The organism is Pseudomonas sp. 7P_10.2_Bac1, assembly GCF_025465935.1.
Taxonomy (GTDB): domain Bacteria; phylum Pseudomonadota; class Gammaproteobacteria; order Pseudomonadales; family Pseudomonadaceae; genus Aquipseudomonas.
This window is the reverse complement of sequence record NZ_JANLNV010000059.1, coordinates 85,909-109,612: the sequence shown is the minus strand read 5'-3', so window position 1 is coordinate 109,612 and position 23,704 is coordinate 85,909. Positions and strand designations below refer to the sequence as shown.

Genomic DNA, 23,704 nt, shown 5'->3' with positions numbered 1-23,704 from the left:
CATGGAGGCTGTAGATGCGTTTGCTTAATGGTCTGTTGGGGTTGATTTTGGGGATGCCCTTGCTGGCGTCAGCCGAAGTAATTGGCTCGGTATCGACTGTGTTCAAATTCGTTGGGCCGAATGATCGTATTGTGGTTGAGGCGTTCGATGACCCCAAGGTAGATGGCGTGACCTGCTATCTGTCGCGGGCCAAGACGGGAGGCATGAAAGGGGGGTTGGGGTTGGCTGAGGATCGCGCCGAAGCGTCCATAGCGTGCCGCCAAACTGGCCCGATCAGCTTCAAGGGTAATTTGAAGGATGGCGATGAGGTGTTCAAAGAGCGCACTTCGCTGGTCTTCAAGACCATGCAGGTGGTGCGCTTCCTCGACAAGAAGCGCAATACGCTGGTGTATCTGGTGTACAGCGACCGCCTGATTGAAGGCAGCCCGCAAAATGCGGTGACGGCGATTCCGATTCTGCCGTGGCCGCATGAGTAATAATCGCTGTAGCTCAGCGCAGGAGTTGTCGAAGGCTGCGATCTTTTGATCTTCAAACCCTCAAAAGATCGCTAGCAAGCCCGCTACCACTTTGAGTTGCGTCCTTCAGTCAGCTGCAATGAGCTCCTGCAAAGTTGCTATTAAATCGCAGGCAATAAAAAACCGACCCTAAGGTCGGTTTTTTTAAAAGCTTATCGCTTAAGCGGCAGCAAGGTTCAACGCCTTGACGTGGCCATTCAGGCGGCTCTTGTGACGAGCAGCTTTGTTCTTGTGGATGATGCCTTTATCGGCCATACGGTCGATAACAGGAACAGCCAGAACATAAGCAGCTTGAGCTTTGGCAGCGTCTTTTGCGTCGATGGCTTTAACTACATTCTTGATGTAGGTACGAACCATGGAACGCAGGCTGGCGTTGTGGCTGCGACGCTTCTCAGCCTGTTTTGCACGTTTTTTGGCGGAAGGTGTGTTGGCCACCGTCGAGCTCCTCGAAAGACTTTTGGAATTAACAAACAAAATAGGCCGCGAATCATGCCGATGACGACAACGCTTGTCAAGGGAGATTGATTCGAGCCGCTGAGTGGTGGATCGAGGGAGACGGGAGATTTATTTCCGGCGCTTGACCTGTAAACTCGCGAGCTTGGCTCTGTGCTGTTGCGGCGCGCAGTATCGCATAAGTGAACGCTTTGTTCGCCTGCTCTTTCTCTAAAGGCAAAAACTCTTTCAATGAATTTGCTCAAGTCGTTGGCTGCTGTTAGCTCTATAACCATGATCTCAAGGGTTCTGGGCTTTGTCCGAGACACCATTGTTGCGCGCATGTTTGGCGCCGGGATGGCGACGGATGCGTTCTTCATTGCCTTTAAATTACCCAATTTGCTGCGCCGGATTTTCGCCGAAGGGGCTTTTTCTCAAGCCTTTGTACCGATTCTGGCTGAATACAAAAACCAGAAAGGTGAGGAGGCTGCGCGGACGTTTGTCGCCTACGTGGCCGGCTTGCTGACGCTGGTACTGGCTATTGTGACCGTGCTGGGGATGTTGGCTGCTCCTTGGGTGATCTGGGCCACGGCCCCGGGGTTTGCGAGCACGCCGGAGAAGTTCGAGCTCACCTCCAGCATGTTGCGGGTGACCTTTCCTTATATATTGCTGATCTCTTTGTCGTCGCTGGCCGGGGCGATCCTCAATACCTGGAACCGCTTTTCGGTGCCGGCCTTCGTGCCGACGCTGCTGAACGTCAGCATGATTATCTTTGCCTTGTTCCTGACGCCGTACTTTGATCCGCCAGTGATGGCGCTGGGTTGGGCAGTACTGGCCGGTGGGCTGGCGCAACTGCTGTTCCAGCTTCCGCACCTGAAAAAAATCGGCATGCTCGTACTGCCGCGCCTCAATCTGCGCGATAGCGGTGTATGGCGGGTGATGAAACAGATGGTGCCGGCTATTTTGGGGGTGTCGGTCAGCCAGATCTCGCTGATCATCAACACGATCTTCGCTTCCTTTTTGGTGGCCGGATCGGTGTCCTGGATGTACTACGCCGACCGTCTGATGGAGTTGCCGTCCGGCGTGCTGGGGGTGGCGTTGGGTACCATCCTGCTGCCAACGCTGTCCAAGACTTACGCCAACAAAGACCGCCAGGAGTACTCGCGGATTCTCGACTGGGGGCTGCGCCTGTGCTTTTTGCTGGTGCTGCCGTGTGCCCTGGCCTTGGCGATCCTGGCTGAGCCGTTGACCGTCTCGCTGTTTCAATACGGGGAGTTCAGTGCTCTGGACGCAGCGATGACCCAGCGTGCCTTGATTGCTTACTCAGTGGGCTTGCTCGGGCTGATTCTGATCAAAGTGCTGGCCCCAGGCTTCTATGCGCAACAAAACATCCGCACCCCGGTAAAGATTGCCGTGTTCACATTGGTCGTGACGCAATTGCTCAACCTGGTGTTTATTGTCCCGCTCCAACACGCCGGGCTGGCCCTGGCGATCAGTGTGGGGGCGTGCATCAACGCGGGTCTGTTGTTCTGGCAGTTGCGCCGGCAAAAATTGTTTATCGCCCAGCCGGGCTGGCCTAAATACCTGTTCAAGCTGGTACTGGCCGTTGTCGTGATGTCGGCGGTATTGCTGGGCCTGATGCATGTTATGCCAGCCTGGGACCAAGGCCACATGCTTGAGCGCTTCATGCGTCTTGGAGGTCTGGTGGTGGCGGGTGTATTGGCTTATTTCGGTATGTTGTTGCTATTGGGCTTGCGTTTGAAGGATTTCGCCCGCAAGTCTTTGATGTAAGGAAAATTGCGGTCAAACGTCTAATTTGTCGATTTGACCTGATTTGCCTTGCGCTGTTGCCTGTCGTCACGGGCTGGGTGTGGTTATAATCGGCCACTTTATGAGCAAGAAGCGCGTTATGCAGCTGGTTCGAGGCCTTCACAATCTGCGGCCCCAAGATCGGGGCTGTGTCGCCACTATTGGCAACTTTGACGGTGTACACCGTGGTCACCAGGCTATCCTGGGGCGGCTGCGTGAACGTGCGCTGGAGTTGGGCGTGCCCAGCTGCGTGGTCATTTTTGAACCACAGCCACGCGAATTCTTTGCCCCTGAAACCGCTCCGGCGCGTCTGGCTCGCCTGCGTGACAAATTGCAGCTATTGGCTGACGCCGGGGTTGATCGGGTATTGTGCCTGGCGTTCAATCAACGTCTGTGCAAGCTCAGCGCTGCCGAATTTGTTGACACGATCCTGGTCGACGGCCTTGGTGTACAGCACCTTGAGGTCGGTGACGACTTCCGCTTTGGCTGTGATCGATTGGGTGATTTTGACTTCCTGCAACAAGCAGGCGTCATGCAGAACTTTACCGTTGAGGCCGCGCAAACCGTTGAGCTGGACGGCATGCGCATCAGCAGTACCCAGGTGCGCGATGCGTTGGCCCAGGGCGACTTCAAGCAGGCAGAGCGTTTGTTGGGGCGTCCCTTCCAAATTGCCGGCAGGGTCTTGCACGGTCAAAAACTGGCGCGCCAATTGGGCACGCCAACGGCCAACATCCAGCTCAAGCGACGTCGTGTTCCGCTGAGTGGGGTGTATCTGGTCAGCGTCGAGATCGACGGGAAAACCTGGCCCGGTGTCGCTAATATAGGCGTCAGACCGACCGTAGCAGGGGATGGCAATGCCCATCTCGAAGTACATCTATTGGATTTCGCTGGCGATTTATATGGCCAGCGATTGACGGTGGTATTCCACCAAAAGCTGCGTGATGAGCAGCGTTTCGCCTCTCTGGAGGCGCTCAAGACGGCGATCAATGCGGACGTCGCCGCCGCCCGAGCCCATTGGCTGGGTCAACCGCTTAAAAAGAGCCTGAAATGACCGACTACAAATCCACGTTAAACCTTCCGGACACAGCCTTCCCAATGAAGGCCGGCCTGCCACAGCGCGAACCGCAAATTTTGCAGCGCTGGGACAGCATTGGCCTGTACGGGAAGTTGCGCGAGATTAGTAAGGATCGTCCGAAGTTCGTACTTCACGACGGTCCTCCGTACGCCAACGGTACGATTCACATCGGTCATGCGCTGAACAAGATTCTAAAAGACATGATCGTGCGTTCGAAAACCCTCGCCGGTTTCGATGCGCCGTACGTACCGGGCTGGGACTGTCACGGTCTGCCTATTGAGCACAAGGTTGAAGTGACTCACGGTAAAAATCTGTCCGCGGATAAAACCCGCGAGCTGTGCCGTGCCTACGCGACCGAGCAGATCGAAGGTCAGAAGTCCGAGTTCATCCGTCTGGGTGTGCTGGGCGACTTCGCCAACCCATACAAGACCATGGACTTTAAAAACGAGGCAGGTGAAATCCGCGCCTTGGCCGAAATCGTCAAGGGCGGTTTCGTATTCAAAGGCTTGAAGCCTGTGAACTGGTGCTTCGATTGCGGCTCGGCCCTGGCTGAAGCAGAAGTCGAATACCAGGACAAAAAGTCGTCGGCCATCGATGTTGCGTTCCCGATTGCCGATGACGCCAAGCTGGCCGAGGCCTTTGGCCTGGCAACCTTGAGCAAACCGGCTTCGATCGTGATCTGGACCACCACGCCGTGGACCATCCCGGCTAACCAGGCGCTGAACGTGCACCCGGAGTTCACCTACGCGCTGGTCGACGTGGGCGACAAACTGCTGGTGCTGGCTGAGGAGCTGGTTGAGTCCAGTCTGGCCCGTTACAACCTGCAAGGCTCGGTGATCGCCACCACCACCGGTTCGGCACTTGAGCTGATCAACTTCCGTCACCCGTTCTACGACCGTCTGTCGCCAGTTTACCTGGCTGAGTACGTTGAACTGGGCGCAGGCACCGGCGTGGTTCACTCCGCACCGGCTTACGGCGTAGACGACTTTGTGACCTGCAAAGCCTATGGCATGGTCAACGACGACATTATCAACCCGGTACAAAGCAATGGCGTGTACGTGCCGTCGCTGGAGTTCTTCGGTGGCCAGTTCATCTGGAAGGCCAACCAGAACATCATCGACAAGCTGACCGAAGTCGATGCGTTGATGTTCACCGAAACCATCAGCCACAGCTACATGCACTGCTGGCGTCACAAGACCCCGCTGATCTACCGCGCAACAGCGCAGTGGTTTATCGGTATGGACAAAGAGCCAGTAGCAGGCGACACCCTGCGTACCCGCGCTCTGCAAGCCATTGAAGATACTCAGTTCGTGCCGGCCTGGGGCCAGGCGCGCCTGCATGCCATGATCGCCAACCGTCCTGACTGGTGCATCTCGCGTCAACGTAACTGGGGCGTGCCGATTCCGTTCTTCCTGAACAAGGAAAGCGGCGAGCTGCACCCACGTACCGTCGAAATGATGGAAGAAGTGGCCAAGCGCGTTGAAGTCGAAGGCATCGAAGCCTGGTTCAAACTGGACCCGGCCGAGCTGTTGGGCGACGAAGCGCCGCTGTACGACAAGATCAGCGACACCCTGGACGTATGGTTCGACTCGGGTACTACCCATTGGCACGTTCTGCGTGGCTCGCACCCGATGGGTCACGAGACCGGCCCACGTGCCGATCTGTACCTTGAAGGCTCCGACCAGCACCGTGGCTGGTTCCACTCGTCGTTGCTGACGGGCTGCGCCATCGACAACCACGCGCCATACCGCGAACTGCTGACTCACGGTTTCACCGTGGATGAAGCGGGCCGCAAAATGTCCAAGTCGCTGGGCAACGTGATTGCTCCGCAAAAGGTCAACGACACCTTGGGCGCTGACATCATGCGCCTGTGGGTAGCCTCGACCGATTATTCGGGCGAAATCGCCGTCTCTGACCAGATCCTGCAACGCAGTGCGGACGCCTACCGGCGTATTCGTAACACCGCGCGCTTCCTGCTTTCCAACCTGACCGGCTTCAACCCGGCCACCGACCTGCTGCCCGCCGAAGAAATGCTGGCTCTGGACCGTTGGGCAGTAGACCGCACCTTGCTGTTGCAACGTGAGCTGGAACTGCACTACGGCGAGTACCGCTTCTGGAACGTGTACTCCAAGGTGCACAACTTCTGCGTTCAGGAGCTGGGTGGTTTCTACCTCGACATCATCAAGGACCGTCAGTACACCACGGGCGCCAACAGCAAGGCCCGTCGTTCGTGCCAGACCGCGCTGTTCCACATCTCCGAAGCGCTGGTGCGCTGGATCGCTCCGATCCTGGCCTTCACCGCCGACGAACTGTGGCAATACCTGCCGGGCGAGCGCAACGAATCGGTCATGCTAAACACCTGGTATGACGGGCTGAGTGAACTGCCGGAAGGCACCGAGCTGGACCGTGCCTACTGGGAGCGGATCATGGCGGTCAAGGTTGCGGTCAACAAGGAAATGGAAAACCTGCGTGCAGCCAAGGCTATTGGCGGCAACTTGCAGGCAGAAGTGACCTTGTTCGCCGAAGACGAACTGGCCACCGATCTTTCCAAGCTGAGCAACGAGCTGCGCTTTGTTCTGATCACCTCCACTGCCAGCGTTGCGCCTTTCGCGCAGGCACCGGCAGATGCCGTGGTCACCGAAGTGCCGGGCCTCAAGCTCAAAGTGGTCAAGTCGGCGCATGCCAAGTGCGCGCGCTGCTGGCACTGCCGTGAAGACGTTGGTGTGAACCCGGAGCATCCGGAAATCTGCGGTCGTTGCGTCGATAACATCAGCGGCGCCGGCGAGGTACGTCACTATGCCTAATACCAGCACTGCCGGGCGCTTCGGGCGCCTGGGCTGGCTCTGGTTGACTGTGCTGGTTTTGGTCATTGACCTGACCAGCAAGGTCTATTTTGACAACGCCTTGCAGATGTATCAGCAGATCGTGGTCATCCCGGACCTGTTCAGCTGGACGCTGGCCTACAACACGGGTGCGGCCTTCAGCTTTTTGGCCGACAGTGCAGGCTGGCAGCGTTGGCTGTTTGCCCTGATCGCGGTTGTGGTCAGTGCCGTGCTGATCGTCTGGCTCAAGCGCCTTGGGCGTAATGACACTTGGTTGGCCATTGCGCTGGCGCTGATTCTGGGCGGTGCGCTGGGTAACCTGTATGACCGTATCGTTTATGGTCATGTGGTCGATTTCATTCTGGTGCATTGGCAAAACCGCTGGCATTTCCCGGCCTTCAACTTCGCCGACAGTGCGATTTGCGTGGGCGCCGTGATGCTGGCACTGGATATGTTCAAAAGTAAAAAGTCTGGAGAACCGGCTCATGACTGAGCAACGTATTGGCCAGAACACGGAAGTCACGCTGCATTTCGCATTGCGCCTGGAGAATGGCGACACTGTCGACAGTACATTCGACAAGTCCCCGGCGACCTTCAAGGTCGGTGATGGCAGCCTGTTGCCAGGTTTTGAAGCCGCTTTGTTCGGTTTCAAGGCTGGCGACAAACGCACCCTGGAGATCCTTCCGGAAAACGCGTTCGGCCAGCCTAACCCGCAAAACGTGCAGATCATTCCTCGTTCGCAGTTCAAGGACATGGAGCTGTCTGAAGGTTTGCTGGTGATCTTCAATGACGCGGCCAACACCGAGCTACCTGGTGTGGTCAAAGCCTTTGACGACGATCAAGTAACCATCGATTTCAACCACCCGTTGTCAGGCAAGACCCTGACCTTCGACGTGGAAATCAAAGACGTTAAAGCGCTGTAACTCAGAGCCCGGTCAATGCCGGCCGGGCCTGTTTGGCATTATTTTTCTGCGCGACCCACGAGGCCTAGCATGCACATCAAACTCGCCAACCCCCGTGGCTTCTGCGCTGGGGTGGACCGAGCGATTGAAATCGTCAATCGCGCTCTGGAAGTCTTCGGTCCGCCTATTTATGTTCGCCACGAAGTGGTGCACAACAAATTTGTCGTCGAAGACCTGCGCTCCCGTGGCGCGATCTTTGTTGAAGAGCTGGACCAGGTGCCGGATGACGTCATCGTCATTTTCAGTGCCCACGGTGTGTCGCAAGCAGTGCGTAGCGAGGCGGCAGGTCGTGGCCTTAAAGTGTTCGATGCCACCTGCCCACTGGTCACCAAGGTGCATATCGAGGTTGCGCGATACAGCCGTGACGGCCGCGAGTGCATCCTGATTGGCCATGCCGGACACCCGGAAGTCGAAGGCACCATGGGCCAGTATGACCCAAGCAATGGCGGTGCGATTTATCTGGTTGAAGACGAAAAAGATGTCGCCAATCTGCACGTCAACAACCCTGAAAAGCTCGCGTTCGTGACCCAGACCACCTTGTCGATGGACGACACAAGCCGTGTGATCGACGCTCTGCGCTCTCGTTTCCCGTCCATTGGCGGCCCGCGCAAAGATGACATCTGCTATGCCACGCAAAACCGTCAGGATGCAGTCAAGCAACTGGCTGACGAGTGCGATGTGGTCTTGGTGGTGGGAAGCCCGAACAGTTCAAACTCCAACCGCCTGCGTGAGCTGGCTGAACGCATGGCAACCCCTGCATACCTGATCGACGGCGCCGAAGACCTGCAAAAGAGCTGGTTCGACGGCGTGCAGCGTATTGGTATTACGGCAGGCGCTTCGGCTCCTGAGGTCCTGGTACGTGGTGTGATTCAGCAGTTGCATGCGTGGGGGGCAACCGGTGCTGACGAGCTGGCTGGCCGTGAAGAGAACATCACCTTCTCGATGCCGAAAGAACTGCGCGTTCGCTCGCTGATTTAAGCCACGGCGCACAACGCCTGCGCCGCTTGATCGCTGCGCAGGCTGATACGGCCGCTCTTGGCGAGTACTACTTGATAGTGGCTAAGAGCGGAGTCTGCCTGGCAAATATGTAATGTTCCCGCCTGAAATGCCCCGCCACTGAGCAAGGGTTCGCCCAGTGGGTTGAACCGAACGTAATGTTTGACCGGCGTGTTGCCGGCAATCGGTACATGCGTGTTGCCTTGTCTTTGCGCCAGTACCGGATTGTCATGATCAAGATGACCTCGGCCACTCTGATCCAGAATGACCTGCCAGCCTCTGCCCCAATCCTCTTCCAGGGCGTGCACCACCACATATTGATGCCGCAACAGCGCCTCGGTACGTGCGTTGCGCAAACTGCTGGCCAGTTGTTCAGCCATGACCTGACGGCGTTGCTGTTCTACCAGAACGCCGTAGGTCGGGCCGGCGAATTGGGCGGTAATCGCCACAATTGCTAGCGTAAACAACATTTGGATCAAGCTCATGCCTTGTTGGTACACGCTGTCCTCCCTGGACATGCCTTCGCGCACTCCTTGCGCTTCAAAATTTATAGCTCATCAATGATCGGGGCTGCCCAAACAACAATTTCAGCATGTGTTAGCCGAAATGATTGGGTTTGAACGCACGTTAGCAGATGAATAATCCCTGCATTTTGCCCGCGGGTTCCTACAAGTAAGGCCATTTTGCGCGGCTAGGCTTTTGGAAGGCCGACACAGGGTGTGTTGGCGACTGGAGGCAGGGAGGCGCACATGTTTCGTTCTGGTAAACGCCTGCAAAGTGGAATGACCTTGGTCGAGGTGCTAGTGGCCACGGTTATTTTGGCCAGCGGGCTGCTGGGGGCCGCGGCCGTGCAACTGAATGCCCTGAAGCACACCGACAGTGCTTTGATGACCACCCAGGCCAGCTTCATTGCCTATGACATGCTGGATCGAATTCGTGCAAATCCTTCGGCTGATTACGCCGTGTCGTCTGCTGCAGTGGGCCTGCACAGCGTGTTGGGCCAGGATCTTGCCGACTTTAAACGCAATATTCGTCAGTTCGGCGGGGACAGTGCCCAGGGCCGCATTACCTTCAATGATAGTCAGGTTGCTATCACGCTGGAGTGGGACGATGCCCGCGCCAGTAAAAAGGAAGGTGCGCTACAGGCATTCACCCTCACCAGTCAGATCGCGTCCAACAACCCTTCAAGCGCTTCATGAAGAGGGCAGACACCGGGTTTGGTTTGATAGAGCTGATGCTCGCTTTGGCCTTGGGTGCGTTGCTGGTCACGGGGGCCACCCAGGTGTTTCTCGGTGCGCGCGCGACTTACCTTGCGCAATATGCGGCGGCCGCTGCTCAAGAAGACGCCCGTTTCGTACTGAGCAAACTTGCCCAGGAAGTCCGGATGATTGGCATGTTCGGGTGCCTGTCGACGCATAGCATCATTAATGCGCCGCTAGCGTTCCAGACACCGATTTCCTGGCAAGGGGGGGCAGGCTCAAGGTCGTGGCGATTTATTAGTGCTGATGTCGGGCTGCAGGGCACCCGACCGGACTGGACGGTGGTGTCCGATTGTAAACGTCATGCGCAGGCCTATTCAGGTCAACCCTTGGCCTTGGCGCCTGGTGAGACAGCTTTTGCGCTACGCAACGTTGTGTACTGGTTCGAAAACGGTCAACTCAAGGTCGGTCCCAGCAAAGCCGTACTTCTGGATAACGTGGCGGCGTTTGAGGTGAGTTTTGGCATGGCAGGCTCTACAACGGGGCAATCGGTTCAGCGATATGAAGAATACCCGAGCAATCTGGCCAGTATCCGCAGCCTGAAAATTGCACTGACCTTGCGTGATCCTCGCGCGCGGGTGAAGGATCAGACTTATCAGCTGGTGGTGGCCTTACGTAATCGGTTGGGCTAGAGATGAGCGTTTTTTCTCGAAAACAATCAGGTATGGCCTTGTTGGTGTGTTTGACGTTTCTGTTGTTAGTCAGCTTGATCGGTCTTTCTTCGCTGCAGAGTGCCGTACAGCAAGAAAAAATGGCCGGCAGTGTGTGGTTGGCCAACCAATCGCTACAGGCGGGAGAGGCCGGGTTGCGCTTGGGCGAGTCGCACGTTCAAGCCTTGTGGCCGGAGTTGTCGGCTTGCGAAACGGTCGCTCGATGCGCACCGCCGGCGTCTGCTCGCTCCCAAGTCTCGCCTGGTCTGGACCCGGTTTCGGGGATGCAGTGGCTTAAGTCTCCGGACGGTCTGTATGGCATTCAAAGCTTAGGCGTTGGTGTGACGCCAGCTCAGTTGCCGGGTATTGCATCTGCACATTTTTATCGAGTGACCGCCATTGGTGTCCGAGGGCTGTCACGCACCGTGCTAGAGAGCGTTTTTGTGCGATACCGCTCACCAGGCAGTGAGACGGATGATCCGATCCATCAGCGCTTTCGGAGAGTCATGTGGCGGCAAATCCAATAGAGGCGACTGAATGAATCGGTATGCAGCAGGGTTCACTTTAATGGAGCTTATGATCGTGGTCGCGATCATCGGTATTCTTGGCGCAGTCGTGTATCCGCTTTACAGCGAATCGGTGAAGCGCGGGTATCGCGCTCAAATAGTGGTGTTGTTATCAGAACAATCCCAAAGTCTTGAGCGTTTTTATACGAAAAAAGGTTTATACAGTGGTGCGGAAAATGTCAGCCCGGGTAATCAGCACTACCTGATCACCTCTGAACTCGCCGATCACACCTATCTGTTAACGGCGACTCGTCGCGAAGGCTCGCCTATGGCGGCCGACGCCTGTGGTAATTACACGTTGAACCACATGGGCCTGGCAGCCAATGCAGACTCCGCTCCGGACCTGACAAGTCAGCAGTGTTGGGGGCGCTAACGATTAATGTGCATTTATGAGCTGAGTGGATAGATGGCTAAGCAGCAACGAGTGGTGATTGTAGGCGCGGGTGTGATTGGGCTGTTGACGGCGTTCAATTTGGCGGCCGAGGTTGAACACGTGATCTTGCTTGATCGTAATGCAGCGGGGCAGGAGTCTTCCTGGGCGGGCGGCGGGATTGTGTCGCCGCTGTACCCTTGGCGCTACAACCCGGCAGTGACGGCGCTGGCCCATTGGTCTCAGGATTTTTATCCACAGCTGGCCGATCGCCTGTTCACGGCTACCGGTGTCGACCCTGAAGTCCATACCACAGGCTTGTACTGGCTGGACCTTGAGGATGAAGAGCAGGCGCTGGCGTGGGCCCGGCGAGAGGGGCGGCCCTTGAGTGCCGTTGAGATTCCTGCAGTTGAACGGGATGTGCCGGTATTGGGCAGCGGCTACTCGCGTGCCATTTATATGGCTGATGTGGCAAATGTGCGTAATCCGCGGCTTGTTAAATCGCTCAAGGCGGCTCTGTACGCCATGCCCAATGTCACGATCCATGAACACAGTGAGGTTCAGGGATTTATCCACGAGGGCTCTAAAATTGTCGGGGTGAATACTGCGCAAGGAGAGATTCGCGGTGACGAGGTGGTGTTGTCGGCCGGTGCCTGGAGTGGTGAGTTGCTGAGCCTTTTGGGGTTGGAGCTGCCTGTGGAACCGGTAAAAGGTCAGATGATCTTGTACAAATGCGCGCCTGATCTGTTGTCGAGCATGGTCTTGGCCAAAGGCCGTTATGCGATCCCGCGCAGGGATGGGCACATATTGATCGGCAGTACGCTGGAACACGAAGGTTTTGATAAAACGCCGACTGACGTAGCGCTTGAAAGCCTTAAGGCCTCAGCCGTTGAACTGATTCCTGCACTGGCAGACGCCGACTTGGTGGGGCATTGGGCTGGCCTGCGGCCGGGGTCGCCAGAAGGCATCCCCTACATTGGCCGGGTTTCTGGTTTTGACGGTTTGTGGCTTAACTGCGGGCACTACCGAAATGGTCTGGTGCTGGCCCCCGCGTCGTGTCAGTTGTTTGCCGACCTGTTGCTGGGCCGTGAGCCGATTATCGATCCTGCGCCGTATGCACCGATCGGGCGGATTTAAAGCAGCAAATCGTCGGAGGGGCTGCCGATAATCGACAGCATCCCTCAATCGGCTCCCTCTCCTTTGGGAGAGGGCCAGGGCCATCTCGCTCCTGCAAGGGCGTGAATTATGCTCGGAGCGAGCTTTTGACTTTAGCGGGGTGCTTTTGGCCCTTGCTGCAAGTGCTCTTGTGAGCAGAACCATTCCTGATGTCTGCTCAGTGCGCGATCACGCGGTAAATGTACGCCACAGTGGGCGCAACGCACCATCGGTTGTGCTCCCGGGTCGGCAGGTCTTTTGGTCGTCTGCAGGCTGGCCTTGTATTTGCGCCAGAACCACACACCAGCAGCAATCAGAGCCGCCCAGATCAGTAAACGAAACATGGTTATCCGCTATCCGAGAAAAGATACGCCAGTTTAGCCAAGGACTTGATAGGCGCACAGCACCAAATGACAGGCAAAAAAAGAGCCCCGAAGGGCTCTTTCTGTTTGGCTGTGACAATCAGTCGAACAGACCAAAGGTCATGTAGCTGAACCAGGACCGGCTTTTGCTGGTGTCTTCTGGATCTTCGATGATGTTGCCATCAGCGTCCTTGGCTTTGAGCTCAGGCGGAATTGCATCCTTGGCATCCTGGTATTGCTTTTGGATGTCGAGGTTGGCGCGGGTTTCGCCTGGTGGCAGCGGGGTGGACGATTCGATCAGGCCCAAGGTCGCCTTGCTCAACCACGAACGGTTGTCAGCGTCGGATACTTGCGGCACAAACTCACCGTTCACCAGGCTTGGGTGGTTCGGGTAGTTGTCCTTGAGTACTTCCAGGCTGGTGGCTGCCAGTTGGTCCAGGTGCATGCGCTGATAAGACTCAACCATCACCGCCAGGCCGTCGCCAACCGAAGGGGTTTCCTGGAAGTTTTCAACGACATAGCGACCACGGTTGGCAGCGGCTACGTAAGCCTGACGGGTCAGGTAGTAATCGGCTACGTGGATTTCATACGCTGCCAACAGGTTACGCAGGTAAATCATGCGTTGTTTGGCGTCAGGTGCGTAACGGCTGTTCGGGAAGCGGCTGGTGAGCTGAGCGAATTCATTATAGGAGTCACGCGCAGCGCCAGGGTCACGCTTGGTCATGTCCAGCGGCAGGAAGCGCGCCAGCAAGCCAACGTCCTGGTCAAACGAAGTCAGGCCCTTGAGGTAGTAGGCGTAGTCGACGTTTGGATGCTGCGGATGCAGACGAATGAAACGCTCGGCGGCAGATTTGGCCGCTTCCGGTTCGGAGTTTTTATAGTAGGCGTAGATCAGTTCGAGCTGTGCCTGGTCGGCATAGCGGCCGAACGGATAGCGCGACTCTAAAGCCTTCAGCTTGGCGGTGGCACTGGTATAGCTGTGGTTGTCCAGGTCGGCCTGCGCCTGCTGGTACAACTCGACTTCGCTCAAGTTTTCGTCAACGACTTCTTTTGTCGACGAGCAAGCGGCGGTCAGTGCGAGGATGGCGATCAGCAGCAGGTGTTTCACTTGCATGGCGGCTTGCGTCCCTATGACGGCCGCTGTCTTGGGCGGGTCCGTCCTGTTATGATGAGCGCCCCGTGAAAAGCCTCGGGGCAAAAGACGCCGTATTTAACCACAAGCGCGCAGCCGAAACCAAAGGCTTGGCGCGGTCCTGATGAGCATGTCCGAGAAAATTCAACTTCGCGAAGAGGTGCCGTCCGAACTGGGTGGCCAACGCCTCGATCAAGTCGCCGCACAATTATTCGCTGAGCACTCGCGCTCGCGCCTTTCCGCCTGGATCAAAGACGGCCGCCTGACAGTGGACGGAGCCGTCGTACGCCCCCGTGATATCGTGCACGGCGGTGCCATCCTGGAGCTGACTGCTGAGCAGGAAGCCCAGGGTGAATGGGTCGCCCAGGATATCCCTCTGGATATCGTCTACGAAGACGATGACATTCTGGTCATCAACAAGCCTGCTGGCCTGGTCGTACACCCGGCTGCCGGGCATGCCGACGGTACCTTGCTCAACGCCTTGCTGCACCACGTGCCGGACATTATCAATGTGCCGCGTGCGGGGATCGTGCATCGCCTCGACAAGGACACTACGGGCCTGATGGTGGTCGCCAAGACCATTCAGGCGCAGACACAACTTGTTGCACAGTTGCAGAGCCGCAGTGTCAGCCGCATTTATGAATGCATCGTGATTGGTGTCGTTACCGCCGGGGGCAAGATCAACGCGCCTATCGGCCGTCACGGCCAGCAGCGCCAGCGCATGGCGGTCATGGAAGGCGGCAAGCAGGCGGTGAGTCATTACCGCGTTCTTGAGCGTTTCCGTTCTCATACGCATGTGCGGGTCAAGCTGGAAACCGGTCGCACGCACCAGATTCGTGTCCATATGGCGCACATTAACTTCCCGCTGGTCGGAGACCCGGCCTATGGCGGTCGCTTCCGCATCCCGCCGGCGGCGAATGTGAACATGGTCGAATCCCTTAAAAACTTCCCGCGTCAGGCCCTGCATGCGCGTTTCCTCGAGTTGGATCATCCGACGAGCGGTGTACGCATGAGCTGGGAATCACCTCTGCCGGACGATTTCACCTGGTTGCTGACCCTGCTCAAGCAAGACCGCGAGGCTTTCATCGGATGAACACCTTCCTGATTCCTGACTGGCCTGCGCCGGCAGGCATCAGAGCCTGTGTGACTACCCGTGCGGGCGGTGTCAGTGCGGCGCCGTTCGACAGCCTCAATCTTGGCGACCATGTGGGCGATGATCCACACGCTGTCGCGCATAATCGTCAGCGTCTGACGCATGCTTTTGACGTACAGCCCGCCTGGCTCAGTCAGGTACACGGGGTTGTGGTTGCGCATGCCAACCCCGATCAGGTTGCAGAAGCTGATGCCAGCTGGACAGCCACGCCTGGTATTGCCTGCACAGTCATGACGGCAGACTGCCTGCCAGCCTTGTTCTGTGATCGTGCGGGGACGCGAGTCGCCGCGGCCCATGCCGGATGGCGCGGGTTGGCGGCCGGGGTGCTTGAAGCAGCAGCGCAAAGCCTCAATGTTGAACCCCAGGAAATACTGGTCTGGCTTGGTCCGGCCATCGGCCCCAAAGCCTTTGAAGTCGGGGGCGAAGTGCGCGAGGTTTTTGTAAAGGACTTGCCCGACGCCGCTGGCGCATTTGCTCCAAGTATCAATGAAGGCCGCTATATGGCCGACATCTACGAGTTGGCGCGCCTGCGTCTGGCCCGCTGCGGCATTACGGCGGTCTATGGTGGTGGTTTTTGCACTGTCACCGACCCGCGTTTTTTCTCCTATCGGCGTAGCTCTCGCACCGGTCGTTTTGCCTCCTTGGTCTGGATCGAAACGCCTGCCAGTTGACGTGCATCATTTTCTATACGCTTGAAACTCTCGAAACCGCCCGCATCTACTAAGGTATCTGGCAGGTTTCTTCATTCAGGAGTTTCCATCCCTCCGGCCTGCTCATAAGGAAGGTGACGAATGCGTATAGATAGATTAACCAGCAAGCTGCAATTGGCGTTGTCCGATGCCCAGTCATTGGCTGTTGGCCATGACCATCCGGCTATTGAGCCAGTGCACTTGATGCAAGCATTGTTGGAGCAGCAGGGCGGTTCCATCAAGCCATTGCTGATGCAAGTCGGTTTTGATGTAAACAGCTTGCGCAAAGAGCTGACCAAAGAACTCGACCAACTGCCCAAAATCCAGAATCCAACCGGCGACGTGAATATGTCGCAAGACTTGGCGCGTCTGTTGAATCAGGCCGATCGTCTGGCGCAACAAAAAGGTGATCAGTACATCACCAGCGAGTTGGTTTTGCTGGCGGCCATGGACGATCACAGCAAACTGGGCAAATTGTTGCTCAGCCAGGGCGTCAGCAAAAAAGCCCTGGAAAATGCGATCAATAATCTGCGCGGCGGCGAAGCGGTCAATGACCCTAACGCCGAAGAATCGCGCCAGGCGCTGGACAAATACACCATCGACCTAACCAAGCGTGCTGAAGAGGGCAAGCTCGACCCGGTCATTGGGCGTGACGATGAAATCCGTCGCACCATTCAGGTCTTGCAGCGCCGCACCAAAAACAACCCGGTTCTGATTGGTGAGCCCGGTGTTGGTAAAACGGCGATTGCCGAAGGCTTGGCCCAACGGATCATCAATGGCGAAGTACCGGATGGCCTTAAAGGCAAGCGGCTGCTGTCGCTGGACATTGGTGCGCTGATTGCGGGTGCCAAGTTCCGTGGCGAGTTCGAAGAGCGTCTGAAAGCGTTGCTCAACGAGCTCTCGAAACAGGAAGGGCAAATCATCCTGTTTATCGACGAACTGCACGTGATGGTAGGGGCCGGCAAGGGCGAAGGGGCAATGGATGCGGGCAACATGCTCAAGCCCGCACTGGCCCGCGGCGAGTTGCATTGCGTCGGTGCCACCACGCTCAACGAGTACCGCCAATATATAGAGAAGGACGCAGCGCTTGAGCGTCGCTTCCAGAAAGTGTTGGTCGATGAGCCAAGCGAAGAAGACACTATCGCGATTCTGCGCGGGCTTAAAGAGCGCTATGAAGTTCACCACAAGGTGGCGATCACCGACGGTGCAATCATTGCAGCGGCCAAGCTCAGCCATCGCTATATCACCGATCGTCAGCTGCCGGACAAGGCGATTGACCTGATTGACGAAGCGGCCAGCCGCATCCGCATGGAGATCGACTCTAAGCCGGAAGTTCTGGACCGTCTTGAGCGCCGCTTGATTCAACTGAAGGTTGAAGCCCAGGCGCTGAAGAAAGAAGAAGACGAGGCCGCGAAAAAACGTCTCGAGAAACTGCAGGAAGAAATCGAGCGCCATGAGCGCGAGTATTCTGACCTGGAAGAAATCTGGACTTCGGAAAAAGCCGAAGTGCAGGGTTCTGCCCAGATCCAGCAGAAAATCGAGCAGGCCCGTCAAGAACTGGAAGTGGCCCGTCGTAGCGGCAACCTCAATCGCATGGCCGAGTTGCAGTATGGGGTTATTCCCGATCTGGAACGCAGCCTGCAAATGGTCGACGAGCACAGCAACAAAACTGAAAACCAGTTGTTGCGCAGCAAAGTGACTGAAGAGGAAATCGCTGAAGTCGTTTCGAAGTGGACCGGTATCCCCGTGTCGAAAATGCTCGAAGGCGAGCGCGAAAAACTGATGAACATGGAAAACCTGCTGCATGAGCGCGTCATTGGCCAGGACGAGGCCGTGGTGGCCGTGGCTAATGCGGTGCGTCGTTCGCGAGCCGGGTTGAGTGACCCGAATCGCCCAAGCGGCTCGTTCATGTTCCTGGGCCCAACCGGTGTCGGTAAAACCGAGTTGTGCAAGGCGCTGGCCGAGTTCCTCTTTGATACGGAAGAGGCGATGGTGCGGATCGACATGTCCGAGTTCATGGAGAAACATTCCGTGGCTCGACTGATTGGTGCGCCACCAGGGTATGTGGGTTACGAAGAAGGGGGTTACCTGACCGAGGCCGTACGCCGCAAACCTTACTCGGTCGTGCTGCTGGATGAAGTCGAGAAGGCCCATCCGGATGTGTTCAACGTGTTGCTGCAAGTACTGGAAGACGGGCGACTGACAGACAGCCACGGTCGTACGGTGGACTTCCGCAACACGGTGATTGTGATGACCTCCAACCTGGGCTCTGCACAGATCCAGGAACTGGTCGGTGATCGCGAAGCACAACGGGCTGCGGTCATGGATGCGGTGAGCACACACTTCCGTCCGGAGTTTGTGAACCGGATCGACGAAGTGGTGATCTTCGAGCCTCTGGCACGTGATCAGATCGCGGGCATTGCCGAGATCCAGTTGGGTCGGCTGCGTAGCCGTCTGGCTGAGCGTGACCTGCGACTTGAGCTGAGCCAGGATGCACTGGATAAGTTGATCGCAGTGGGCTACGACCCGGTTTATGGCGCACGTCCACTCAAACGTGCGATCCAGCGCTGGATCGAAAACCCTCTGGCGCAACTGATTCTCTCCGGTCAGTTCCTGCCAGGCAGCACGGTAGTCGCCAACGTGGAAGACGACGAAATCGTCTTCGCCTAAGGTGCAAACACCGTGTTTTAAGGAAGGCCTCACTGAGTGAGGCCTTTTTTTACTTAGGGTGTTGATCTGTAAGGAAAACGCTTGTAAGATGCGCCCCGCAGTAAGTCACCCACACCGGCAACTTGGCCCAAACCAGGAAGCCTCTTAGAAGACCTAAATCATTGTCTTCTAAGGAAAAAAAAGGGTTGACAAGGGTTTGAAAGGTTGTAAAATGGCCCGCCTCAGAGACGCCAACGCAGCAATGCGATGAAGTCAAAGAGAACTGCAGAGATGTAAGGCAGTAACGTTGTAGATTGAAACGCAAAGTTCCGCGATAGCTCAGTTGGTAGAGCAAATGACTGTTAATCATTGGGTCCCTGGTTCGAGTCCAGGTCGTGGAGCCAGTTTCAAGCCGGGGTATAGCGCAGTCCGGTAGCGCGCCTGCTTTGGGAGCAGGATGTCAGGAGTTCGAATCCCCTTACCCCGACCATTTTTGGGTCGTTAGCTCAGTTGGTAGAGCAGTTGGCTTTTAACCAATTGGTCGTAGGTTCGAATCCTACACGACCCACCATTTTTGACTCTAGTTCGCTGGGGTTAGATCTTAAGATCAGAGGCCAAAAGCGCTGATCGCAGAAGGCGCCTCTTGAAGGTGCCTTTTTTTTACCGGGGTATAGCGCAGTCCGGTAGCGCGCCTGCTTTGGGAGCAGGATGTCAGGAGTTCGAATCCCCTTACCCCGACCATTTTCTGCCCAGCAGTAATGGGTGTGAAAATTCAGGCCCTGATGCCAGTTGTATCAGCGGCCATAAAAAAAGCGTCCTTAGGGGCGCTTTTTTTATGCCTGTCGAAAAGCCATCCGCTAAACCCATAGAATCCCCGAGCCCCTCCAGGCTGTGCCCGCTTTGGGCTGCACTGCGCAAAGCAGTCTTTTATTCTGCGCCCCGAATCTGTCCGGCATCCCTCACAGCGTGCAGCTTTACGCAGTCCCCATGCGAGTCATTCCTCATCCTTCAAAGCTGTGTAAATGCCAGGGCGGGTTAACCACAACCCTCAACGGGCAAAGTGTTTTTTAAAAATCAGTCACTTATTTCATGTTTGATAAGGGCCAATATTAGTGATTGGAGAAGCCTTGATCGAAAAACAACCAGCAAACCTCGAATGCTTAGCTATGCTGCCTGAGCCGAAACTGAACATGTAGGAGTCGCAAGGTTCAGTTGTGTTGTTTATTACTCAAGGAGAGTTCTTATGGCACTGCACCGCGTAAAGCCTCATTCTGCGGCTGATCCGGTTTTTGGTTCATCTACTCTGGATCACGCTGTCGCGATCAAGCACTTCCCGGAGGCTGAGCAGGTCGCTAGTGAGGTTTTTCAGTTGGTCCGCGACGAGTTGTATCTGGACGGTAACTCTCGTCAGAACCTTGCCACGTTCTGCCAAACCTGGTCAGAAGACGAAGTCCACAGGCTGATGGACCTGTCGATCGATAAAAACATGATCGACAAAGACGAATACCCGCAATCGGCCGAACTTGAGAATCGTTGTATCCATATGCTGGCCGACTTATGGCATTCGCCGGATGCTGCGAACACCCTGGGCACTTCTACTGTCGGCTCCAGCGAAGCGTGCATGCTCGGCGGCCTGGCTGCACTCTGGCGCTGGCGTGCTGCGCGTAAAGCAGAGGGCAAATCCACTGCAACACCCAACATGGTTTGCGGCCCGGTGCAGGTGTGCTGGCATAAATTCGCCCGTTACTGGGACGTCGAAATTCGCGAAGTGCCTATGTCGCAAGGGCACTGGTTCATGACGCCAGAAGACCTGGACGGCCGGGTTGATGAGAACACCATCGTGGTGGTCCCGACCTTTGGCCAGACCTTTACGGGGTTGTATGAGACGGTTCAGCCGCTGTCTGACGCGCTCGATGAGCTGGAAAAACGCACGGGTCTGAGTGTTGATATTCACGTCGACGGTGCCAGCGGTGCGTTCCTGGCGCCGTTCTGCGCGCCTGAAGTGCTATGGGATTTCCGGGTTTCGCGGGTCAAGTCCATCAGTACCTCGGGCCACAAATTTGGCCTGGCGCCATTGGGTGCCGGCTGGGTGGTGTGGCGTGACGCGCAGGATCTGCCTGAAGGGCTGATCTTCCACGTCAACTACTTGGGCGGTGACATGCCGACCTTCGCCTTGAACTTCTCGCGCCCGGCCGGGCAGGTCATTTCCCAGTACTACAACTTCTTGCGTCTGGGGCGTGAGGGCTACGAGCGTATTCACTCTGAATGCTACGCAACGGCGCAGTTCCTGGCGCGGGAGCTGGTCAAGATCGGGCCATTTGAAATGCTCTTCAGTGGCGATCCGAAGCTGGGGATTCCGGCCCTGACCTGGCGTTTGAAACCGGGTGCGGACACCAACTACACCCTCTATGACCTGGCTGACCGTTTGCGCATACGCGGCTGGCTGGTGCCGGCCTATAGCCTGCCGGCGAATGTCGAGGACATCGTGGTGCAGCGGATTCTGGTGAGGCAAGGCTTGTCGATCGACATGGCCAAGTTGTTGCTGGAAGACTTTACCCGCAATGTGAAGTTCTTCGAAGACCACAAGCCCCACGGCTTTAAAGGCCGTGAAGCGGAGGCGGGGAACCACGCCGGGCGTTGACGGAGAATGAGGCTGCCTGGGTGCGGTCCTGAGGCCCACGCAGCCTTGTTTCTCGTCAGGGGCTACACGGTATCGGTTTAATGCAGTTTCAGGCGCGGCTCGGTGCCGCGTCCGATTCGGCTGCCCAGCATCAGCATCAAGGTACGGAATGTGCCGTACAGCGCCATCTGGTGCATGCGATACAGCGAAATGTAGAACATCCGCGCCAACCAGCCTTCCAGCATGACAGTGCCCATCAGGCTGCCCATCAAGTTACCCACCGCCGAAAAACTCGACAGCGAGATCAGCGAGCCGTAATCGCGGTAGTGGTAGTCCGGCAATTGCGATTGACCTTCCAGGCGCAATTTCAACGATTTTGCCAACAGCGACGCTTGTTGGTGAGCCGCTTGTGCACGCGGTGGCACCATTTTGTCGGTGCCCGGTTGAGGGCAGGCCGCGCAGTCGCCAAAGGCAAAAATGTTGTCGTCGCGGGTGGTTTGCAGGGTAGGGCGTACCACCAATTGATTGATGCGGTTGGTTTCCAGCCCGGCAATGTCCTTGAGGAAGCCAGGCGCACGGATACCTGCGGCCCAGACTTTCAGGCTCGCAGGAATCACCTGACCATCGGCGGTCACCAGGCTGTCAGCCGTGACTTCGCTGACAGCCGAGTTGGTCAGCACCTTGACCCCCAGTTTCTCCAGGGTTTTGTGCACAGGTCCGCCTATACGCTCCGGCAGTGCAGGCAATACCCGCGGTCCGGCCTCGATCAGCGTGATGTGCATGTTTTCCGGTTTGATCCGGTCCAGGCCGTAAGCCGCCAGTTCATGGGCGGCGTTATGCAGCTCGGCCGCCAGTTCAACCCCGGTGGCACCGGCGCCAACAATGGCCACGCTGATGGTCTCTACGGCATCCGTCTGCCCGGCGTGGGCGCGCAGGTAGTGGTTGAGCAATTGCTGGTGAAAGCGCTCGGCCTGTTTGCGGGTGTCCAGGAACAAGCAGTGTTCAGCCGCGCCCTTGGTACCGAAATCATTGGTGGTACTGCCCACGGCAATCACCAGCGTGTCGTAGCTCAACTCGCGCGCAGGCACCAACTCTTGACCGTTTTCGTCGAGGGTCGCAGATAAAGAGATCTTTTTCTGCTCGCGGTCCAATCCGCTCATGCGCCCCAGCTGGAATTCGAAGTGATTCCATTTGGCTTGGGCCACGTAGTTGAGTTCGTCTTCCGATGAGTTCAGCGAGCCGGCCGCCACTTCATGCAACAGCGGTTTCCAGATATGGGTCAGGTTGGCATCCACCAGCGTGACGCTGGCTTTGCCGCGCTTGCCCAGGGTCTTGCCCAGGCGGGTCGCCAACTCCAGACCGCCAGCGCCGCCGCCGACGATAACAATACGATGGGTCATAGGTATCACTCACAAGGCTTAAAAAAATCAGTGCGCGAGTTACCCGGGCGAGCGCAAGGCAGCTCAAAGCGCCGGATAACCTGGAATTTGGTTTGCTGCTGATCATCTGGGTTCTGGGGGCCAGCATACACAGTGCCTCGTCAGATAGACGTTGCAGGATGTGACAAAGCTACAGCATTAGCGCCATCAGGATCAAAGCCAGCATAACGGTTGCTGCTCAACGGCTCGACTCTCAGTTTGTCGTGTAGACGAACGAGGGTGTTTTCAATTAACCCCCAAGCGCTCACAAGCTGATCCCGACATCGAAAATAATGCTGCGGCCCAGGTTATTACGCAGAAAGTCGGGCGCATCGGGTTGGGCGAACAGCACGCGGGCAAACGTCGGCCCCACCAGGGACAACGAGCGCCAACCCTGGCGTAAATACTCGGTGGGCGGTGGGAAATGGCTGTTCAAGTCCAGCACTTCGCGTTTGAGGCTGGAGAAAGCGACGATGTCCAACTGGCCTAAATCGATGTCACGCTCCTGGTAGTTCTTGGCTTTTTTACGCAGCGTGGGGCCCAGGCGTTGCAACAGTTTGTTGGCCGGAATGCGCTTGGGGCGCGCTTCTCGGCGTACCAGTTGGCTTAACGAGTAGGCGCTGCGGCGGCGCTGGAGTTCTTCGCGCCATTCATCGTTCAAGCGACGACCTTCATCCAGTACAAAAAACACTTCAAAGCGCGCCTCGCCAAACAGCACGTCGGGTGGCTCCTGGTTCGCCTGGGTGAAGTCTTCACTGTGATAAGGAATGTTCAAGCCCTGAAGCAGGCGCTGACAGACCCAACGCTCTCGCTCCCATTTGCGGGCATTGGATAGAAAGGCATTGGCTTGTTCGGCCTGACTCGTGAGCAGGCGCAAATAATCAGAGTCGTCCATGCGCGCAGCTTAGCCCTGAAATAGGTGATCTGAAACCATTCTGGTGATGCAAAGCCGGTATTTAACTGTCCAGGAGTGGATGCGCCAATTTTCATCATCACTGAAAGGCTCTCGAACACGACTGTCATCAAGCCCCATACACGGCCTTTTTGTTGCTCCAAACAGGAATAACAAT

Annotated in this window: 22 protein-coding genes and 4 tRNA genes; 20 read left to right on the top strand and 6 right to left on the bottom strand. The window is 56.7% G+C overall.

Translation table 11 applies throughout. The features are described from left to right. The first annotated feature begins 14 nt into the window (after window positions 1-14). Entirely contained in the window at window positions 15-476 is a 462-nt protein-coding gene (locus NTD86_RS11720) for a CreA family protein (RefSeq protein ID WP_262202381.1), read from the top strand. A gap of 198 nt (window positions 477-674) precedes the next feature. Here NTD86_RS11720 and rpsT read toward each other — a convergent pair whose 3' ends face one another. Then, complete coding sequence (gene rpsT / locus NTD86_RS11715; RefSeq protein ID WP_055101773.1) at window positions 675-950, bottom strand: 30S ribosomal protein S20; 276 nt, start codon at window positions 948-950, stop codon at window positions 675-677. 249 nt (window positions 951-1,199) lie between these two features. On the opposite strand from rpsT, the gene murJ reads away from it, so the two are divergent. The 6 genes from murJ to ispH all read left to right on the top strand — a co-directional run bounded on the left by murJ (window position 1,200) and on the right by ispH (window position 8,593). Further along, on the top strand, window positions 1,200-2,738 hold the full coding sequence (gene murJ, locus NTD86_RS11710) for a murein biosynthesis integral membrane protein MurJ (protein ID WP_262202380.1): 1,539 nt from the start codon (window positions 1,200-1,202) through the stop codon (window positions 2,736-2,738). A gap of 118 nt (window positions 2,739-2,856) precedes the next feature. Beyond that, window positions 2,857-3,807 carry a bifunctional riboflavin kinase/FAD synthetase gene (gene ribF, locus NTD86_RS11705; RefSeq protein WP_262202379.1) on the top strand — a complete coding sequence of 317 codons (951 nt, stop codon included), beginning with the start codon at window positions 2,857-2,859 and terminating at the stop codon, window positions 3,805-3,807. Beyond that, window positions 3,804-6,635: an isoleucine--tRNA ligase gene (ileS, locus tag NTD86_RS11700; protein WP_262202378.1), complete on the top strand. Its 2,832-nt coding sequence runs from the start codon at window positions 3,804-3,806 to the stop codon at window positions 6,633-6,635. Before ribF ends, ileS begins: the two co-directional genes overlap by 4 nt. Then, window positions 6,628-7,146, top strand: a complete 519-nt coding sequence (gene lspA / locus NTD86_RS11695) for a signal peptidase II (RefSeq protein ID WP_262202377.1) — start codon at window positions 6,628-6,630, stop codon at window positions 7,144-7,146. Before ileS ends, lspA begins: the two co-directional genes overlap by 8 nt. Next, window positions 7,139-7,576, top strand: a complete 438-nt coding sequence (gene fkpB / locus NTD86_RS11690) for an FKBP-type peptidyl-prolyl cis-trans isomerase (RefSeq protein ID WP_262202376.1) — start codon at window positions 7,139-7,141, stop codon at window positions 7,574-7,576. The genes lspA and fkpB overlap by 8 nt, the downstream gene beginning before the upstream one ends. A gap of 69 nt (window positions 7,577-7,645) precedes the next feature. After that, complete coding sequence (gene ispH / locus NTD86_RS11685) at window positions 7,646-8,593, top strand: 4-hydroxy-3-methylbut-2-enyl diphosphate reductase (RefSeq protein WP_262202375.1); 948 nt, start codon at window positions 7,646-7,648, stop codon at window positions 8,591-8,593. Here the strand turns inward: ispH and NTD86_RS11680 are convergent. Continuing rightward, window positions 8,590-9,129 (bottom strand): GspH/FimT family protein, encoded by a 540-nt coding sequence (locus tag NTD86_RS11680; RefSeq protein WP_262202374.1) that lies wholly within the window; start codon window positions 9,127-9,129, stop codon window positions 8,590-8,592. The two genes, ispH and NTD86_RS11680, sit on opposite strands and share 4 nt — an antisense overlap. A 231-nt stretch (window positions 9,130-9,360) precedes the next feature. On the opposite strand from NTD86_RS11680, the gene pilV reads away from it, so the two are divergent. From pilV to thiO, 5 genes are read left to right on the top strand one after another with little or no spacing between them, the layout of a single operon-like run. Then, window positions 9,361-9,810, top strand: a complete 450-nt coding sequence (pilV, locus tag NTD86_RS11675; RefSeq protein ID WP_262202373.1) for a type IV pilus modification protein PilV — start codon at window positions 9,361-9,363, stop codon at window positions 9,808-9,810. Further along, the gene (locus tag NTD86_RS11670) at window positions 9,807-10,502 is read left to right on the top strand and encodes a prepilin-type N-terminal cleavage/methylation domain-containing protein (protein ID WP_262202372.1); all 696 of its coding nucleotides are present in this window, start codon (window positions 9,807-9,809) and stop codon (window positions 10,500-10,502) included. Before pilV ends, NTD86_RS11670 begins: the two co-directional genes overlap by 4 nt. Window positions 10,503-10,534: 32 nt before the next feature. Further along, window positions 10,535-11,047, top strand: coding sequence for a PilX N-terminal domain-containing pilus assembly protein (locus tag NTD86_RS11665; protein ID WP_262202371.1), 513 nt, complete (start codon window positions 10,535-10,537; stop codon window positions 11,045-11,047). A 10-nt stretch (window positions 11,048-11,057) separates the two neighbouring features. Further along, the gene (locus NTD86_RS11660) at window positions 11,058-11,459 is read left to right on the top strand and encodes a type IV pilin protein (RefSeq protein WP_262202370.1); all 402 of its coding nucleotides are present in this window, start codon (window positions 11,058-11,060) and stop codon (window positions 11,457-11,459) included. A gap of 33 nt (window positions 11,460-11,492) precedes the next feature. Beyond that, on the top strand, window positions 11,493-12,593 hold the full coding sequence (gene thiO / locus NTD86_RS11655) for a glycine oxidase ThiO (RefSeq protein ID WP_262202369.1): 1,101 nt from the start codon (window positions 11,493-11,495) through the stop codon (window positions 12,591-12,593). A 131-nt stretch (window positions 12,594-12,724) separates the two neighbouring features. Here thiO and NTD86_RS11650 read toward each other — a convergent pair whose 3' ends face one another. Both NTD86_RS11650 and NTD86_RS11645 read right to left on the bottom strand, forming a co-directional pair. Next, window positions 12,725-12,955 carry a PP0621 family protein gene (locus tag NTD86_RS11650; protein ID WP_262202368.1) on the bottom strand — a complete coding sequence of 77 codons (231 nt, stop codon included), beginning with the start codon at window positions 12,953-12,955 and terminating at the stop codon, window positions 12,725-12,727. 118 nt (window positions 12,956-13,073) lie between these two features. After that, window positions 13,074-14,087: an outer membrane protein assembly factor BamD gene (locus NTD86_RS11645; protein WP_262202367.1), complete on the bottom strand. Its 1,014-nt coding sequence runs from the start codon at window positions 14,085-14,087 to the stop codon at window positions 13,074-13,076. A gap of 148 nt (window positions 14,088-14,235) precedes the next feature. Here NTD86_RS11645 and rluD point away from each other — a divergent pair, with 148 nt between their 5' ends. The 8 genes from rluD (at window position 14,236) to NTD86_RS11605 (ending at window position 21,237) form a co-directional block, all read left to right on the top strand. Beyond that, window positions 14,236-15,198, top strand: coding sequence for a 23S rRNA pseudouridine(1911/1915/1917) synthase RluD (rluD, locus tag NTD86_RS11640; protein WP_262202366.1), 963 nt, complete (start codon window positions 14,236-14,238; stop codon window positions 15,196-15,198). After that, the gene (pgeF, locus tag NTD86_RS11635; protein WP_262202365.1) at window positions 15,195-15,929 is read left to right on the top strand and encodes a peptidoglycan editing factor PgeF; all 735 of its coding nucleotides are present in this window, start codon (window positions 15,195-15,197) and stop codon (window positions 15,927-15,929) included. The genes rluD and pgeF overlap by 4 nt, the downstream gene beginning before the upstream one ends. Window positions 15,930-16,049: 120 nt before the next feature. Beyond that, entirely contained in the window at window positions 16,050-18,617 is a 2,568-nt protein-coding gene (gene clpB, locus NTD86_RS11630; protein WP_262202364.1) for an ATP-dependent chaperone ClpB, read from the top strand. A gap of 307 nt (window positions 18,618-18,924) precedes the next feature. Continuing rightward, window positions 18,925-19,000: transfer RNA gene (locus NTD86_RS11625), tRNA-Asn, on the top strand. A gap of 9 nt (window positions 19,001-19,009) precedes the next feature. Next, window positions 19,010-19,086, top strand: a tRNA-Pro gene (locus tag NTD86_RS11620). A 5-nt stretch (window positions 19,087-19,091) separates the two neighbouring features. Then, a tRNA-Lys gene (locus NTD86_RS11615) sits at window positions 19,092-19,167 on the top strand. Window positions 19,168-19,260: 93 nt separating this feature from the next. Then, window positions 19,261-19,337, top strand: a tRNA-Pro gene (locus NTD86_RS11610). Between the two features lie 502 nt (window positions 19,338-19,839). Continuing rightward, window positions 19,840-21,237, top strand: coding sequence for a glutamate decarboxylase (locus tag NTD86_RS11605; protein ID WP_262202363.1), 1,398 nt, complete (start codon window positions 19,840-19,842; stop codon window positions 21,235-21,237). Window positions 21,238-21,314: 77 nt separating this feature from the next. Here NTD86_RS11605 and NTD86_RS11600 read toward each other — a convergent pair whose 3' ends face one another. Beyond that, window positions 21,315-22,616 (bottom strand): NAD(P)/FAD-dependent oxidoreductase, encoded by a 1,302-nt coding sequence (locus tag NTD86_RS11600; protein ID WP_262202362.1) that lies wholly within the window; start codon window positions 22,614-22,616, stop codon window positions 21,315-21,317. A gap of 283 nt (window positions 22,617-22,899) precedes the next feature. After that, the gene (locus NTD86_RS11595) at window positions 22,900-23,529 is read right to left on the bottom strand and encodes a DUF1780 domain-containing protein (protein ID WP_262202361.1); all 630 of its coding nucleotides are present in this window, start codon (window positions 23,527-23,529) and stop codon (window positions 22,900-22,902) included. Between the last annotated feature and the right edge of the window lie 175 nt (window positions 23,530-23,704).

What these genes read in the sequence shown, in the direction of transcription:
- pilV (WP_262202373.1), top strand. Translation starts at nt 9,361, where the DNA reads ATGTTTCGTTCTGGTAAACGCCTGCAAAGTGGAATGACCTTGGTCGAG.
- NTD86_RS11650 (WP_262202368.1), bottom strand. Translation starts at nt 12,955, where the DNA reads ATGTTTCGTTTACTGATCTGGGCGGCTCTGATTGCTGCTGGTGTGTGG.
- ribF (WP_262202379.1), top strand. Translation starts at nt 2,857, where the DNA reads ATGCAGCTGGTTCGAGGCCTTCACAATCTGCGGCCCCAAGATCGGGGC.
- NTD86_RS11670 (WP_262202372.1), top strand. Translation starts at nt 9,807, where the DNA reads ATGAAGAGGGCAGACACCGGGTTTGGTTTGATAGAGCTGATGCTCGCT.
- ileS (WP_262202378.1), top strand. Translation starts at nt 3,804, where the DNA reads ATGACCGACTACAAATCCACGTTAAACCTTCCGGACACAGCCTTCCCA.
- NTD86_RS11645 (WP_262202367.1), bottom strand. Translation starts at nt 14,087, where the DNA reads ATGCAAGTGAAACACCTGCTGCTGATCGCCATCCTCGCACTGACCGCC.
- ispH (WP_262202375.1), top strand. Translation starts at nt 7,646, where the DNA reads ATGCACATCAAACTCGCCAACCCCCGTGGCTTCTGCGCTGGGGTGGAC.
- clpB (WP_262202364.1), top strand. Translation starts at nt 16,050, where the DNA reads ATGCGTATAGATAGATTAACCAGCAAGCTGCAATTGGCGTTGTCCGAT.
- thiO (WP_262202369.1), top strand. Translation starts at nt 11,493, where the DNA reads ATGGCTAAGCAGCAACGAGTGGTGATTGTAGGCGCGGGTGTGATTGGG.
- rluD (WP_262202366.1), top strand. Translation starts at nt 14,236, where the DNA reads ATGTCCGAGAAAATTCAACTTCGCGAAGAGGTGCCGTCCGAACTGGGT.
- pgeF (WP_262202365.1), top strand. Translation starts at nt 15,195, where the DNA reads ATGAACACCTTCCTGATTCCTGACTGGCCTGCGCCGGCAGGCATCAGA.
- NTD86_RS11680 (WP_262202374.1), bottom strand. Translation starts at nt 9,129, where the DNA reads ATGTCCAGGGAGGACAGCGTGTACCAACAAGGCATGAGCTTGATCCAA.
- fkpB (WP_262202376.1), top strand. Translation starts at nt 7,139, where the DNA reads ATGACTGAGCAACGTATTGGCCAGAACACGGAAGTCACGCTGCATTTC.
- NTD86_RS11720 (WP_262202381.1), top strand. Translation starts at nt 15, where the DNA reads ATGCGTTTGCTTAATGGTCTGTTGGGGTTGATTTTGGGGATGCCCTTG.
- lspA (WP_262202377.1), top strand. Translation starts at nt 6,628, where the DNA reads ATGCCTAATACCAGCACTGCCGGGCGCTTCGGGCGCCTGGGCTGGCTC.
- NTD86_RS11595 (WP_262202361.1), bottom strand. Translation starts at nt 23,529, where the DNA reads ATGGACGACTCTGATTATTTGCGCCTGCTCACGAGTCAGGCCGAACAA.
- NTD86_RS11605 (WP_262202363.1), top strand. Translation starts at nt 19,840, where the DNA reads ATGGCACTGCACCGCGTAAAGCCTCATTCTGCGGCTGATCCGGTTTTT.
- NTD86_RS11665 (WP_262202371.1), top strand. Translation starts at nt 10,535, where the DNA reads ATGGCCTTGTTGGTGTGTTTGACGTTTCTGTTGTTAGTCAGCTTGATC.
- NTD86_RS11600 (WP_262202362.1), bottom strand. Translation starts at nt 22,616, where the DNA reads ATGACCCATCGTATTGTTATCGTCGGCGGCGGCGCTGGCGGTCTGGAG.
- murJ (WP_262202380.1), top strand. Translation starts at nt 1,200, where the DNA reads ATGAATTTGCTCAAGTCGTTGGCTGCTGTTAGCTCTATAACCATGATC.
- NTD86_RS11660 (WP_262202370.1), top strand. Translation starts at nt 11,058, where the DNA reads ATGAATCGGTATGCAGCAGGGTTCACTTTAATGGAGCTTATGATCGTG.